15 protein-coding genes are annotated in these 13,974 nt (G+C 47.9%); 8 read left to right on the top strand and 7 right to left on the bottom strand.

The window, feature by feature from the left end:
• Positions 1 to 47: 47 nt before the first annotated feature.
• The gene (gene hemF / locus KHO06_RS00245) at positions 48 to 965 is read right to left on the bottom strand and encodes an oxygen-dependent coproporphyrinogen oxidase (protein WP_045371961.1); all 918 of its coding nucleotides are present in this window, start codon (positions 963 to 965) and stop codon (positions 48 to 50) included.
• A 34-nt stretch (positions 966 to 999) separates the two neighbouring features.
• On the bottom strand, positions 1,000 to 1,557 hold the full coding sequence (locus tag KHO06_RS00240) for an L-threonylcarbamoyladenylate synthase (RefSeq protein WP_045371958.1): 558 nt from the start codon (positions 1,555 to 1,557) through the stop codon (positions 1,000 to 1,002).
• A gap of 200 nt (positions 1,558 to 1,757) precedes the next feature.
• Between KHO06_RS00240 and purE the strand changes: the two genes are divergently transcribed.
• A complete protein-coding gene (purE, locus tag KHO06_RS00235) occupies positions 1,758 to 2,243 on the top strand; it encodes a 5-(carboxyamino)imidazole ribonucleotide mutase (protein WP_045371955.1) in 486 nt (161 codons plus the stop codon).
• 4 nt (positions 2,244 to 2,247) lie between these two features.
• Complete coding sequence (locus KHO06_RS00230; protein ID WP_012126633.1) at positions 2,248 to 3,381, top strand: 5-(carboxyamino)imidazole ribonucleotide synthase; 1,134 nt, start codon at positions 2,248 to 2,250, stop codon at positions 3,379 to 3,381.
• A 64-nt stretch (positions 3,382 to 3,445) separates the two neighbouring features.
• On the opposite strand, the gene KHO06_RS00225 is transcribed toward KHO06_RS00230, so the two are convergent.
• The 4 genes from KHO06_RS00225 to KHO06_RS00210 are packed head-to-tail and all read right to left on the bottom strand — an operon-like array spanning position 3,446 to position 6,708.
• Positions 3,446 to 4,015, bottom strand: coding sequence for a topoisomerase DNA-binding C4 zinc finger domain-containing protein (locus KHO06_RS00225; RefSeq protein WP_009708006.1), 570 nt, complete (start codon positions 4,013 to 4,015; stop codon positions 3,446 to 3,448).
• Positions 4,016 to 4,038: 23 nt separating this feature from the next.
• Positions 4,039 to 4,518: a DUF494 family protein gene (locus KHO06_RS00220; protein ID WP_005429833.1), complete on the bottom strand. Its 480-nt coding sequence runs from the start codon at positions 4,516 to 4,518 to the stop codon at positions 4,039 to 4,041.
• A gap of 2 nt (positions 4,519 to 4,520) precedes the next feature.
• The gene (gene dprA / locus KHO06_RS00215; protein ID WP_077262045.1) at positions 4,521 to 5,630 is read right to left on the bottom strand and encodes a DNA-processing protein DprA; all 1,110 of its coding nucleotides are present in this window, start codon (positions 5,628 to 5,630) and stop codon (positions 4,521 to 4,523) included.
• A complete protein-coding gene (locus KHO06_RS00210; RefSeq protein ID WP_077262046.1) occupies positions 5,614 to 6,708 on the bottom strand; it encodes a LysM peptidoglycan-binding domain-containing protein in 1,095 nt (364 codons plus the stop codon). Before KHO06_RS00210 ends, dprA begins: the two co-directional genes overlap by 17 nt.
• Before the next feature lie 138 nt (positions 6,709 to 6,846).
• Between KHO06_RS00210 and def the strand changes: the two genes are divergently transcribed.
• From def to KHO06_RS00180, 6 genes are all read left to right on the top strand, one after another.
• Positions 6,847 to 7,365, top strand: coding sequence for a peptide deformylase (gene def, locus KHO06_RS00205; protein ID WP_005450979.1), 519 nt, complete (start codon positions 6,847 to 6,849; stop codon positions 7,363 to 7,365).
• 33 nt (positions 7,366 to 7,398) lie between these two features.
• Positions 7,399 to 8,346, top strand: coding sequence for a methionyl-tRNA formyltransferase (gene fmt, locus KHO06_RS00200; protein WP_047482485.1), 948 nt, complete (start codon positions 7,399 to 7,401; stop codon positions 8,344 to 8,346).
• A gap of 80 nt (positions 8,347 to 8,426) precedes the next feature.
• Positions 8,427 to 9,722, top strand: a complete 1,296-nt coding sequence (gene rsmB / locus KHO06_RS00195) for a 16S rRNA (cytosine(967)-C(5))-methyltransferase RsmB (RefSeq protein ID WP_212581910.1) — start codon at positions 8,427 to 8,429, stop codon at positions 9,720 to 9,722.
• Positions 9,723 to 9,775: 53 nt separating this feature from the next.
• The gene (gene trkA / locus KHO06_RS00190; RefSeq protein ID WP_005429806.1) at positions 9,776 to 11,152 is read left to right on the top strand and encodes a Trk system potassium transporter TrkA; all 1,377 of its coding nucleotides are present in this window, start codon (positions 9,776 to 9,778) and stop codon (positions 11,150 to 11,152) included.
• Positions 11,153 to 11,161: 9 nt separating this feature from the next.
• Positions 11,162 to 12,607 carry a TrkH family potassium uptake protein gene (locus tag KHO06_RS00185; RefSeq protein ID WP_212581909.1) on the top strand — a complete coding sequence of 482 codons (1,446 nt, stop codon included), beginning with the start codon at positions 11,162 to 11,164 and terminating at the stop codon, positions 12,605 to 12,607.
• Positions 12,608 to 12,632: 25 nt separating this feature from the next.
• Positions 12,633 to 13,268 (top strand): DUF3157 family protein, encoded by a 636-nt coding sequence (locus KHO06_RS00180; protein ID WP_047482487.1) that lies wholly within the window; start codon positions 12,633 to 12,635, stop codon positions 13,266 to 13,268.
• Positions 13,269 to 13,306: 38 nt separating this feature from the next.
• On the opposite strand, the gene KHO06_RS00175 is transcribed toward KHO06_RS00180, so the two are convergent.
• Positions 13,307 to 13,960: a hemolysin III family protein gene (locus KHO06_RS00175; protein ID WP_038892396.1), complete on the bottom strand. Its 654-nt coding sequence runs from the start codon at positions 13,958 to 13,960 to the stop codon at positions 13,307 to 13,309.
• Positions 13,961 to 13,974 lie beyond the last annotated feature (14 nt).

Raw genomic sequence — 13,974 nt, 5'->3', positions numbered from 1 at the left:
CGATGACCCTATCACTATCTATCTATACAGAAAAGGAGATTCAACGCTTACCATTCTCGTGGCGTTAGGTATCGCTCGTAAAGTTCAGCTTCTGGAGAGCCAGTTTGTGGTTCGTAGCTGTATTCCCAACGTGCAAGTGGTGGCATCGACATAAGAATTGACTCTGTACGACCGCCACTTTGCAGACCAAATAGCGTGCCGCGATCGTACACTAGGTTGAACTCAACGTAGCGACCACGACGATAAAGTTGGAATTCACGCTCGCGCTCACCGAACTCGATGTCTTTACGACGAGAAACAATCGGTAAGTACGCTTGGCAGTATCCCTCACCAACCGCTTTGATGTAGTCAAAACACTTGTCGAATTCCCAATGGTTTAAGTCATCAAAGAACAGCCCACCAACACCACGAGTTTCATTTCGGTGTGGAAGGAAGAAGTATTTGTCACACCACGCTTTGTGCTCTGGGTAAACTTCATCGCCAAATGGTGCACAAAGCTGTTTTGCTGTGTCGTGCCATGATTGGCAATCTTCTTCAAATGGGTAGAAAGGCGTAAGGTCAAAACCACCACCAAACCACCAGATTGGGTCTTCGCCATCTTTCTCTGCAATAAAGAAGCGGACATTGGCGTGTGAAGTCGGTACATAAGGGTTTTTAGGGTGAATAACCAAAGAAACACCCATTGCTTCAAAACGACGCCCCGCTAACTCTGGGCGATGTGCCGTCGCTGATGCTGGCATTTCATTACCTTCTACATGAGAGAAGTTCACTCCTCCTTGCTCGAAGATATGACCATCACGCAATACGCGAGTACGGCCACCGCCACCAAGACGCTCTCCTTTTTCACGTTGCCAGGCATCTTCGACAAAGACGGCCTTTCCGTCTTCTTGTTCTAACTGCTGACAAATGGAATCTTGAAGGGACATCAAGAACTGCTTTACGGCGTGCTTATCGATTGCTGACATACGTGTAGTACCTATTGATTGCTGACTAGCAGGGTTAGCCCTGTCTTAATATTTGCGAGGTTTTAGCATCACGAATTTCACTCGGCTTGTCACGACCGCTAGTTTCACCACGTAAGATCGCTACAAGCCTATCGCCTAACTGCTCTTCAACTTCTTCCGTCGTCATACAAGGAGGCTGACCAGTAAGATTCGCGCTGGTAGAGGTTAGCGGCTTTCCGAACGCATTACACATCTTTTGTACTAAAGGATGATCCGTCACACGCACTGCGATTGAATCAAATTGACCCGATACCCAGTGAGAGACTTTGTCACTCGCTGGCATGATCCACGTATATGGCCCTGGCCACGTTGCATGGACTTTATCTAACTGATCTTGAGTCAACTGAGATTCATCAATATAAGGCAAAAGCTGCTCATAACTCGCAGCAATTAGGATTAGACCTTTCTCTACTGGGCGCTGCTTTAGTTCTAGCAACTTCTGAATCGCTTCTGGGTTATCTGGATCACAGCCGACACCAAATACGCCTTCTGTTGGGTAGGCAATCACTTCGCCGTTTTGTAGTGCTTTTAGCACCTGTTCAAAGTTATCCACCAATTACTTCCTGATAGTCTTATCTGTTGTGTTTGTACTAAGTGTACAAATATTCATTCTCAGAGACTAAAGCAATTTGTTTATAAAATGTATCAATACCATTTACAAACGCACGCAAACGTTTGCTTGAAGTGAGAATCCCCGTATAATGCGCACAAATTTATCAGCTCACCTAATTTTGCAGCTTGAAGGAGTTTGAGATGAAAGTCGGTATCATCATGGGTTCTAAATCAGATTGGCCAACCATGAAACTAGCAGCGGACATGCTGGATCAATTTGGCGTGACTTACGAAACAAAGGTGGTGTCAGCTCACCGTACTCCTCAATTGTTGGCTGATTACGCAAGCAGCGCGAAAGAACGTGGCATTAAAGTCATCATCGCAGGTGCTGGCGGTGCTGCTCACCTACCAGGTATGGCGGCGGCGTTTACCAGCGTACCTGTACTTGGCGTCCCTGTTCAGTCTCGTGCACTGAAAGGTATGGATTCACTGCTTTCTATCGTACAGATGCCAAAAGGTATTGCGGTTGGTACATTGGCGATTGGCGAAGCAGGCGCAGCAAACGCTGGCATCCTAGCAGCTCAAATCCTTGGTACACATGATGAAACGATCATGGCAAAAGTCGAAGCGTTCCGTAACGAACAAACGGAAACCGTATTGGCGAACCCAAACCCTGCTGAGGATTAATCAGATGCATGTACTGGTTCTTGGTGCGGGTCAGTTGGCTCGTATGATGTCTCTGGCTGGTGCGCCACTGAATATTCAAATCTCAGCTTACGACGTGGGCAGCGGTAATATCGTTCATCCACTGACTCAGCACGTACTAGGCAGCGGCTTAGAGAATGCAATTGAACAAGTCGACGTCATTACTGCTGAGTTCGAGCATATCCCACATGATGTGCTCGATGTTTGCGAGGCGAGCGGCAAATTCCTACCAAGTACGCAAGCCATCAAAGCAGGTGGTGATCGCCGTATTGAAAAGGCATTACTTGATGATGCTGGCGTGCGTAACGCGAAATACTACGTCATCGAAACTCGTGAAGACTTTGACCGCGCCATTGAGCACGTTGGTATGCCAATGGTTCTGAAAAGTGCATTGGGTGGTTACGATGGTAAAGGCCAGTGGCGCTTAAAAGAAGCTTCTCAAGTCGAAGACATTTGGACAGAGATGGCAGAGTGCATCGCGGCAACACCAACTCAAGCGATTGTTGCTGAGGAATTTGTCCCTTTTAACCGCGAAGTTTCACTGGTTGGTGCTCGCGGTAAAGATGGCAGCGTTGAAGTGTACCCTCTGGCAGAGAACGTCCATACCAATGGTGTATTGAGCCTTTCTACTGCGATTGATGCGCCAGAGTTGCAAGAGCAAGCAAAACAGATGTTCACAGCTGTTGCCAACAACTTGAATTACGTTGGCGTGTTAGCTTTGGAGTTCTTTGACGTTGACGGCACTTTGCTGGTTAACGAAATCGCACCACGCGTACACAACTCTGGCCACTGGACTCAACAGGGTGCGGAAACTTGTCAGTTTGAGAACCACCTACGCGCCGTGTGTGGCATGCCTTTGGGTAGCACGAAACTGGTTCGTGAAACCTCGATGATTAATATTCTTGGTGAAGACACACTACCAGAAGCATTGCTAGCGATGAATGGTTGCCACATTCATTGGTACGGCAAAGAAAAACGTGCGGGTCGCAAGATGGGCCACATCAACGTATGTGGTGACTACACTGGCGAACTTAATCGCAAACTTTGTGCATTAGCAGAAGTTCTGGATGAACAGGCTTTTCCTGCTGTACATGAATTTGCCAAGCAGTGGCAAGCCTAGAAAAGCATCGGAATAAATAGCAAAAGGGTCGCATGATGCGACCCTTTTTAATTCGTACTGAAAGTTATTGTGATTGAGTATGCTGGCACTTACGGCTCGCGCATTGCAGTTTAACCCCGCTGGCCAGTTTCTTTTCGACCAACAAGGTAAACCCACATTCCTCACAGCGGCCTCTTACAGGTGGCAAGTTCACCGCAAACTTGCACTTCGGATAGTTATCACACGCGTAGAATGTTTTACCAAATCGAGTCTTACGCTCAACCAAATGCCCTTTGCCACATTCTGGGCAAGCATGTTGCTCTTTCGCTTGCTGCTCTGGCTCAGGTTGGTTAATCGACTCAATATGATGACAGGCTGGGTAATGGCTACAACCAACGAACATGCCGTAGCGCCCTTGGCGGAGTACCAACTCGTTGCCACACTCAGGACAAGGCACACCCAACTCTTTCACGATGTGGCCATCATTGCTGTGTAGCGGCTTAATGTAATCGCAACTTGGGTATTGGCTACAACCTAGAAAGGGGCCGTGCTTACCGTGCTTAAGCGAAACTTCTCCACCGCATTTAGGGCAAGGTTCGCGCTCAAGCGCATGCTCGTGTGCCGAGAAAAGGTTGTGATCGATTTTACTACTCATACTCACCGCTCAAGCAGAAGATATTAATGAAGAATACCTTGTTCCTTGGTGTACAGCAGCTCTTCCATCAGCGTGTAGGCGTTTTCGTTACCTGGAACATTAAACAGCACCATAAGGATGATCCATTTAAGGTCCTCAAGCTCAAACTCATTGGTTTCAAGCCCCATCACACGATCGATAACCATCTCACGCGTTTCTGTGGTCAGAACATTGATTTGTTCTAAGAACAACAAGAAACCACGACATTCGAGGTCTAGTCGCTGCATCTCAGATGCGGTATAGATACGTGTCGATGCCGATGCAATGCAGGTTGAAATGGCTGAATGTTCATCGCTTTGTTGCAATGCCGCCAGCTCTTCTAACCAGACAAGGGCTTTGTAGATGTCTTTTTGCTGGAAGCCTGCACGAAGCAATTCATCTTCCAACTCGTCTTGTTCGACCTGTAACTCTGCATCGCTATGGATGTAGGTTTCGAATAGATACATAAGTATATCCATCATCATAGCTAGCCCCTCCCCTTTCGAATATAGCCACCGGATACTGCAACAACATGCCCTGAAAGCTCAAGCTCTAAGAGCTGCATCATGACTTCTTGGACAGGTATATTGGTCCTGCTTGCAAGAATATCAACTGGTGTAGCCTCATTTCCTACGTTAGCTAACAGCTGAGGAAATGGCAATTCTTCTTCATCAATTGGCGCAGAAAATAAATCTAAGCTCTGATTAATAGACCAGTCGAGCAAAGACTGTATTTCATTCAGCACCTCTTGAGTATTTTGTACGAGACAAGCTCCGTTCTGAATCAATTGATTACCGCCACTGGCGTTGGGTGCATTAATCGAAGCTGGCAGAGCGAAAACTTCTCGACCTTGTTCTAAAGCATAACGCGCCGTAATCAAGGAGCCACTTTTTTCAGCCGCTTCCACCACCAAAACACCCAGTGACAAACCACTGATGATTCGATTACGACGTGGAAAGTTTTCTGCGCGAGGCTTAGCATCTGGACGAAACTCTGAAACAAGCGCTCCATTTTCAGCCACTCGCTGTGCCAAGCCGCGGTGTCTTGCTGGGTACACTTGTTCTAATCCCGAGCCAAGCACTGCGATGGTTTTACCTCCAGCTAACAGCGCACCATCATGAGCATGGCCATCAATACCCAATGCTAAGCCACTAGTGACGATCAGATCGTGTTGCACCAAGTCAGATGCAAAAGTTCTTGCGTGTTGTAGCCCATCCACACTGGCATTACGGCTGCCAACCATAGCTATTTGAGGTTGAGACAAACAGCTCGCCTCTCCTTTTACAAAGAGTAAAGGAGGCGGTGCGACGGTTTGTTTGAGAAGTGGCGGATACAAAGCATCCGCCAAAGTAAGAATATGATGATGAGAAGATGCTGCAACCCAAGTCAGACAAGCATCGACTTCTTTATCGACCTGCGACCATGCTTGCAACTGTTTTGCCGTTAAGCCTAAAAGCTGAAGCTGCTCCGTGGAATATTGGACAATATTGCTCGGCGTATCTTTACTGAGCAGCTTATTCATCTTGACCCCACCGATGCCCGGTAAACAACTAAGCTTTAACCAGGCTGCGAGATCAATATCATTTTGTGGTGTCATTGGTGGTTGATTCCTCAGCCAGAGGAGAAACCACAGACACCTCTTTATTAATTGGCTTGGTGCTATTAGTAATCAGCGCGAGGCTAAAGTATTCATAAGGACGAATGACAAGCAACTCACCCACTTTGCTTTGCGGCAAAGTAATCTCAGTATCGAGTACACCGTTATCTTTAGCAAAATCGTCTCCACTCTTGAATACTGGATGCGCGTCCTCTTTTAAATCAAACACGCTGCCTTGGCGAAGTTCATCCGATGTACCTTTATCAATCACCACCACTTGGTTGGTCGAGCTATAACGAATACCTTCAATGTTACCCAATAGTTTGGCGGAGGTGCCTTGTGGGGATGGAAGAGGATAGAACGTCGCCGTGAAGTCGCCGTTATCTAACGCTTGTACCGGCAAAGCAATATCATTACGGATAATCTCTTGCAGTTGCGTGGTGATCTTCAAACCAGAAAACTCACTAGATGCTTCAACAAGCTCCCCTTTCGCAATCAAACGCAGAGCCGTAATTTTTTGTGATACATCCTCGCGTGAAAAGGTCTCCACTGGTCGATAGATGGCCCACCCAGTCGAAGTTTGCTCACCACTGATGTACAGCGTGTCTTCTGCAGTAAGGAACTTATTGCCTTTGCTGCTACCCATCACTTTCGCTGCATTCTCTAGTGTCTCATCATCAACTAAACGATCAGACTTCAGATATGGCATCACCAACCCTTCCGCCACAGTCGGTACCGCTTTCTTTTCCGTGATACGGGCTTTTGGGCTGAGCTTTTTGACCGGTTTTAAGCTTAAAACTGGCTGGCCATTAATCCACACTAACGACAACTTATCGCCAGGGTAAATCAGATGTGGGTTATCAATTTCTGGGTTTACCTGCCATAGACGAGGCCACAACCAAGGGCTATCCAGATACATCGCCGAAATATCCCACAACGTGTCACCTTTGACCACAACGTAAGTTTTGGGTGCATCATCTTTAACGGTAAGTGGTTGGGAATCCGTGTTTGCTACGGCACTGAAAGAGAAAAGTAACGGCAACGTAATACGAGAAACGTTGCGGAAAATTCGATTCATGACCCTCGTCCTTGGTCTGTTAGGCAGTTACCAGAATGGAAATTGGTATCAGGATGCTGTCATTTAGGTCATAAAATGTCTAGAATTGAGCCAACAAGGTTTGTGCTGTTACGGCACAGTTCAATATTTCGAGTGAATATGTCTGTATTACAAGTATTAACATTCCCAGATGATCGCCTGCGTACCGTTGCAAAACCTGTAGAAGAGGTGACACCTGAGATTCAAAAAATCGTCGATGACATGATTGAAACCATGTACGACGAAGAAGGTATTGGCTTGGCTGCAACGCAGGTTGATATCCACAAACGTATCGTAGTGATTGATATTTCTGAAACTCGTGATGAGCCTATGGTGCTTATCAACCCTGAGATTCTAGAAAAGCGTGGCGAAGATGGCATCGAAGAAGGCTGTCTATCGGTACCAGGTGCGCGTGCACTTGTGCCTCGCGCTGCTGAAGTTACGGTTAAAGCACTAGATCGTGATGGCAAAGAGTACACTTTTGAAGCCGACGATCTGCTAGCCATCTGTGTTCAACACGAACTAGACCATTTGATGGGTAAGTTGTTCGTTGATTACCTATCGCCACTGAAGCGTAAGCGTATTCAGGACAAGCTAGCAAAAATCAAACGCTTTAACGAGAAACAGCAAAACGCTTAATCTCGATACAATTTAATTAGAAGGAAGCCTACCTTGAGTCAGTCTTTACGTATTGTCTTTGCAGGTACTCCGGATTTCGCCGCCCGTCACTTGGCGGCGTTGTTGTCTTCGGAGCACGAAGTAATTGCGGTTTACACTCAACCAGACCGCCCAGCAGGTCGTGGTAAGAAGCTTACTGCAAGCCCAGTAAAAACCATCGCGCTTGAGCACGACATTCCGGTATACCAACCAGAAAACTTCAAATCAGACGAAGCAAAGCAAGAGCTTGCCGATCTGAACGCCGACATCATGGTAGTTGTTGCGTACGGCTTATTACTTCCACAAGTTGTACTAGACACACCTAAACTAGGTTGTATCAACGTACACGGTTCGATTCTTCCTCGCTGGCGCGGCGCAGCCCCTATCCAACGTTCAATTTGGGCAGGTGATGCAGAAACTGGCGTGACCATCATGCAGATGGATATCGGTCTGGACACGGGTGACATGCTAAAAATCGCGACATTGCCGATTGAAGCATGTGACACCAGTGCGTCGATGTACGAGAAACTGGCTGGCTTAGGCCCAGATGCACTGATCGACTGTCTAGCGGATATCGCCGCTGGCAAAGCAGAGCCAGTGAAGCAAGATGATGAGCTAGCAAACTACGCGAAGAAGCTGAGCAAAGAAGAAGCGCGTATCGATTGGAATGACGACGCGGCACACATTGAACGCTGCGTTCGCGCATTCAACCCATGGCCAATGAGCCACTTTGAGGCCGCTGAAAACAGCATCAAGGTATGGCAAAGCCGTGTTGAAGAGCAAATCATAGACAAACCTGCGGGCACCATCGTGCAAGCAGATAAGACCGGTATCTATGTTGTGACAGGCAATGGCGTATTGGTATTGGAACAACTGCAAGTTCCGGGTAAAAAAGCCATGTCAGTTCAAGATATTCTGAACTCACGTGCATCTTGGTTTGAAGTTGGCACTCAACTGGTTTAAAAACCAACCATAGTGTCAAACACCAATAATACGAACTTTTAGAGGGCAGAGATGCCCTCCTTTACTTTAAGGTACTCATCATGAATGTTCGCGCTGCGGCTGCCAACGTCTTGTATCTTGTCGTCGACAAGGGCCACTCACTTTCAAGCGCTCTTCCAGCGGCTCAACAAAACGTACGACCACGTGACCACGCTCTTCTGCAAGAGATCTGTTACGGCGCTCTACGTTACCTCCCTCGCCTAGAAATGATTGCAAATCAGTTGATGGATAAGCCGCTAAAAGGCAAACAACGCGTTTTCCATCACCTTATTTTGGTAGGCATTTATCAGCTAAGCTTCATGCGTATTCCTGCGCACGCTGCAGTCGGTGAAACGGTTGAAGGTACAAAAGAGCTGAAAGGCCCTCGTCTGCGCGGTCTTATCAACGCGGTATTGCGTAACTACCAGCGCAACCAAGAAGAACTAGACCAAATGGCGGTCAGCAACAATGCGGGCAAGTATGGCCACCCAAGCTGGTTACTTAAACTGCTTCAAGAAGCTTACCCAGAGCAGTGGGAAAGCATTGTTGAAGCCAACAACCAAAAAGCGCCAATGTGGCTGCGTGTAAACCACCAGCACCACACTCGTGATGAATACCTAACGCTACTCAAAAATGAAAACATTGATAGCACGCCACACACACAAGCAATGGACGCCCTAAAATTGGCCGCGCCATGCGATGTGATGAAACTGCCGGGCTTTGAAAAAGGTTGGGTATCGGTGCAAGATGCGGCAGCACAGCTGTCGATTAACTATCTTGAACCAAAAGATGGCGAGCTGATCCTAGACTGCTGCGCAGCACCGGGCGGTAAGACGGCACACATTCTTGAGCGTACGTCTGGCAGCGAAGTGGTTGCCATTGACTGCGACGACACACGTCTTAAACGTGTGCACGAAAACCTGAAACGTCTCAACCTTCAGGCAAAAGTGGTTTGCGGCGATGCACGTCATCCTCAAGAATGGTGGCAAGGCGAACAATTTGATCGCATTTTGCTGGACGCACCATGTTCTGCAACGGGCGTAATTCGTCGTCACCCAGACATCAAATGGCTACGTCGTGCTGATGATATTGCCGCGCTTGCGGAACTACAGAGCGAAATTTTTGATGCAATGTGGACGCAACTGAAACCTGGCGGCACCATGGTTTACGCAACTTGTTCAATCACACCACAAGAAAACGTGGAACAAGTAAAAGCGTTCTTAGCGCGCACTGCAGACGCGCAATTAGTGGACTCCGATCCAAAGCAACCTGGTCGTCAGATTCTGCCAGGTGAAGAAGATATGGATGGTTTCTACTACGCAGTGCTAACAAAAAAAACACGCGTAACAGCATGCTAAATAGGGCGATTGAAGTGAATTCAATCGCCTTTTTCAGATAACGAGTAAAGAGTATGAAAATCATTATTCTTGGTGCTGGTCAGGTTGGCGGCACACTGGCGGAAAACCTAGTTGGTGAGAATAACGACATCACCATCGTCGACAAAAATGGCGACCGACTGCGTGAGTTGCAAGACAAGTACGACCTACGAGTGGTCAACGGTCACGCAAGCCACCCAGACGTTCTGCATGAAGCAGGAGCGCAAGACGCTGATATGCTTGTCGCAGTAACCAACACCGACGAGACCAACATGGCAGCCTGTCAGGTTGCGTTCACTCTGTTCAATACCCCCAACCGTGTCGCACGTATTCGTTCTCCAGAATATCTGGCAGAAAAAGAAGCCCTATTTAAGTCTGGTGCTATTCCTGTCGATCACCTTATCGCACCAGAAGAGTTGGTAACCAGCTACATCGAACGCCTCATCCAATACCCAGGCGCGCTGCAAGTGGTAAGCTTTGCCGAGCAAAAAGTCAGCCTAGTAGCCGTTAAAGCCTATTACGGTGGCCCTTTAGTAGGTAATGCTCTGTCTGCCCTGCGTGAGCACATGCCGCACATCGATACTCGTGTTGCTGCGATTTTCCGTCAAGGTCGTCCAATTCGTCCGCAAGGCACTACCATCATTGAAGCTGATGATGAGGTGTTCTTCGTTGCAGCAAGTAACCACATTCGCTCGGTAATGAGTGAGCTTCAGCGACTTGAGAAACCTTACCGCCGCATCATGATTGTTGGTGGTGGTAACATCGGCGCGAGCTTAGCCAAACGTCTTGAGCAAACTTACAGTGTGAAGCTGATCGAACGTAACTATCAGCGTGCAGAGAAGCTGTCTGAGCAACTAGAAAATACCATCGTCTTCTGTGGTGATGCGGCAGACCAAGAACTGCTGACCGAAGAAAACATCGACCAAGTAGACGTGTTCATCGCGCTGACTAACGAAGATGAAACCAACATCATGTCAGCGATGTTGGCAAAACGCATGGGCGCAAAGAAAGTGATGGTGCTGATCCAACGCGGCGCTTATGTCGACCTTGTACAAGGCGGCGTGATTGATGTAGCGATCTCCCCACAGCAAGCGACGATTTCTGCCCTACTCACGCACGTTCGTCGTGCTGACATCGTTAACGTTTCTTCTCTGCGTCGTGGCGCAGCAGAAGCCATCGAAGCCGTTGCGCACGGTGACGAAACCACATCGAAAGTGGTCGGTCGCGCAATTGGCGATATCAAACTCCCACCAGGAACCACCATTGGTGCCATCGTTCGTGGCGAAGAAGTACTTATCGCACACGATCGTACCGTCATCGAGCAAGATGACCACGTCGTGATGTTCCTGGTCGACAAAAAGTACGTACCAGACGTCGAAGCGCTGTTCCAGCCGAGCCCATTCTTCCTCTAGGATTTTCCTATGGTCAACTTACGTCCCGTACTATTTGTTATCGGGCTGGTTCTATCCAAACTGGCCCTTTTTATGTACGTGCCGACTTTGGTCGCGTTTTTCACCGGTACGGGCGGATTCCTCGATTTCGCCCAAGCCGTAGTGATCACTCACCTTGCCGCATTCATCTGTTTGACGATTGGTCGAACCGCCAAGTTCAAACTCAGTGTGCGTGATATGTTCCTTATCACCAGTTTGGTATGGACCATCGCCAGTGCGTTTGCTGCATTGCCATTTGTGTTTATCAACCACATTAGCTTTACCGACGCCTACTTCGAAACCATGTCAGGTATCACTACTACGGGTTCGACCGTGTTAAGCGGCTTAGATAATATGGCGCCAAGCATCTTATTGTGGCGCTCTATTTTGCAGTGGTTGGGTGGTATTGGCTTTATCGTAATGGCAGTAGCTATCCTACCGATGCTTAACGTTGGTGGTATGAAGCTGTTCCAAACCGAATCCTCCGATTGGTCAGACAAAAGCAGCCCTAGAGCCAAAACCGTCGCGAAGAACATCGTATTGGTGTACTTGATGCTGACAGGCTTGTGTATCATCGGCTATTTGCTGACTGGCATGAACCTTTTTGAAGCGATCAACCACGCCTTCACAACCCTCTCAACAGGCGGTTACTCAACGTCAGATGATTCGATGAACCATTTCTCCAATGGTGCACATTGGGTTGCTACTACTTTTATGTTCCTTGGTGGTTTGCCATTCCTACTGTTTGTCGCAGCATTACGTAAACGCAGCCTCGAGGTGTTAATTAGAGACGCCCAAGTTCGTGGCTTCGCCTACCTATTCTTGTTCTCTAGCTCAGTGATATCAGCTTGGCTGGTGCTCCGCGATGGTTACACCATTTTGGATGCTTTGCGCGTTTCAATGTTCAACATCGTGTCGGTCGTCACCACAACGGGCTTTGGTCTAGAAGACTTCACCGCATGGGGCGCTTTGCCAACCACACTGTTTGCCTTCTTAATGATGGCGGGCGCGTGTTCAGGCTCGACCTCTGGCGGGATTAAAATCTTCCGTTTCCAAATCGCGATGACGCTGCTTAACAAGCAAATCATGAAGCTGATTCACCCATCAGGCGTGTTCGTTCAGCGCTACAACCAACGCCCAGTGAATGACGATATTGTTCGCTCAGTAGTGGCATTTGGTTTGATGTTCTTTATCACCATCATCTTTATTGCAGGCTGCTTAAGTGCACTTGGCCTAGACCCTGTGACCAGTATTTCTGGTTCTATTACCGCGGTAGCGAACGTAGGTCCGGGCATGGGCAGCGTGATTGGCCCAACAGGTAACTTTGCGCCTTTACCAGACGCTGCTAAGTGGCTGCTAAGCTTTGGTATGTTAATGGGCCGTTTGGAAATTCTGACCATTCTTGTACTGTTCTTCCCTGCGTTTTGGCGCCGTTAAACAGACTCAAATAAAAGGTATAACAATGAAAACATGGATCACTCTGGCGACCCTACTCGCCTCTTCATCGGTTTACGCAGCCGAAGTTGTGAAACTGGCGGATGGACGCGAAGTAAAACTGAACGACGACTTCACGTGGGAATATGTCGTGAAAAAGGCCACGCCAAAAGCCACAGAGACCACGCTAGAAAAAGTTGAAGCAGTAGAAGCGGCGGCTGTCGTAGCCTCAACTACCGCCGTTGAAGCCGTGGCAACACCAACCCCAACAACAGAGATGGCGACGATTCCGGTTGTGAACAAAAAAGTCGGCACTACCGTTGTTTTAAACACGAAGAAGCCAACCATGCAGCTGTCTGATTCAGGTGTGGATGTATTGATTGGCTCGGCAAGATACGAAGATGGTGAACTGATCTTCCCTACCTCTATCACTAACCAAAGCTCACAATCGGTGATTCAGGTAGAAGTGGAAATACAGGTATTCGATATGGCTGGCAAACAATTGGCGAAAGAGAACATCACGGTTTGGCAATCTATCAAACGCATGGCAGATACCTACCTTCGCCCACAACAGGCCGAACAAGGTAAAGCGATTAAACTGGCAGTGCCACAGTCGCAGCAATACCAGTTCTCAGCAGAAGTATTAGAAGTCAAAACACGCTAATACGATAAGACATGCTTTGTCGGGTTTATCTCTACCAGCTAGATAGGCTCGACAAAGTAATAAATCGCGAAGAAGTGACACACACAACCCGCCAACACAAAGCCGTGCCAAATTGCGTGATTAAATGGGATTCGCTTGGCAACGTAGAAAATCACCCCTATCGAATACACCAACCCACCTGCGGCTAAAAGCGTCAAACCGCCAATATCCAGATTTATTGCCAGTTGGTAAATCACTATCAACGATAGCCAGCCCATCACCAGATACGTCATCAAAGATAGTTTTTTGAATCGATAGACAAACGCGACTTTCATGATGATGCCAATCAGCGCGATGGTCCAAATCACAATCATCAACCCAATCGCCAACGGTGTGCGCAGACTTACTAACAAGAATGGTGTGTAGCTACCCGCAATCAAAAGATAGATGGCGCAGTGGTCGAAGGTTTTCAGCCAACGCTTGGCTTTAGGGTATGGGATAGCATGGTAGAGCGTAGAGGCCAGAAACAGCACAATCATGCTAGAACCATAGATCGCCATACTGGTAATGGTCAGTGTGTCCGCTTGATGATCGACAGCTTTGATAAGAAGCAGAACCAAACCAACAATACCGAAGATCATTCCAATACCATGAGTAATGGAGTTGGCTAGCTCTTCGCCCTGACTGTATTGTGCTTTCTGTGGTGAGGACATGAACGCGCCTATAC

Origin of the sequence: Vibrio sp. B1FIG11 (assembly GCF_905175335.1) — a bacterium.
Lineage (GTDB): Bacteria > Pseudomonadota > Gammaproteobacteria > Enterobacterales > Vibrionaceae > Vibrio > Vibrio campbellii.
This window is presented reverse-complemented; position numbering and strand designations above follow the sequence as displayed.

Coding starts and splice junctions, on each gene's coding strand:
- hemF (WP_045371961.1), bottom strand. CDS start 965: ATGTCAGCAATCGATAAGCACGCCGTAAAGCAGTTCTTGATGTCCCTT.
- purE (WP_045371955.1), top strand. CDS start 1,758: ATGAAAGTCGGTATCATCATGGGTTCTAAATCAGATTGGCCAACCATG.
- KHO06_RS00230 (WP_012126633.1), top strand. CDS start 2,248: ATGCATGTACTGGTTCTTGGTGCGGGTCAGTTGGCTCGTATGATGTCT.
- KHO06_RS00225 (WP_009708006.1), bottom strand. CDS start 4,015: ATGAGTAGTAAAATCGATCACAACCTTTTCTCGGCACACGAGCATGCG.
- KHO06_RS00220 (WP_005429833.1), bottom strand. CDS start 4,518: ATGATGATGGATATACTTATGTATCTATTCGAAACCTACATCCATAGC.
- dprA (WP_077262045.1), bottom strand. CDS start 5,630: ATGACACCACAAAATGATATTGATCTCGCAGCCTGGTTAAAGCTTAGT.
- KHO06_RS00210 (WP_077262046.1), bottom strand. CDS start 6,708: ATGAATCGAATTTTCCGCAACGTTTCTCGTATTACGTTGCCGTTACTT.
- def (WP_005450979.1), top strand. CDS start 6,847: ATGTCTGTATTACAAGTATTAACATTCCCAGATGATCGCCTGCGTACC.
- rsmB (WP_212581910.1), top strand. CDS start 8,427: ATGAATGTTCGCGCTGCGGCTGCCAACGTCTTGTATCTTGTCGTCGAC.
- trkA (WP_005429806.1), top strand. CDS start 9,776: ATGAAAATCATTATTCTTGGTGCTGGTCAGGTTGGCGGCACACTGGCG.
- KHO06_RS00185 (WP_212581909.1), top strand. CDS start 11,162: ATGGTCAACTTACGTCCCGTACTATTTGTTATCGGGCTGGTTCTATCC.
- KHO06_RS00180 (WP_047482487.1), top strand. CDS start 12,633: ATGAAAACATGGATCACTCTGGCGACCCTACTCGCCTCTTCATCGGTT.
- KHO06_RS00175 (WP_038892396.1), bottom strand. CDS start 13,960: ATGTCCTCACCACAGAAAGCACAATACAGTCAGGGCGAAGAGCTAGCC.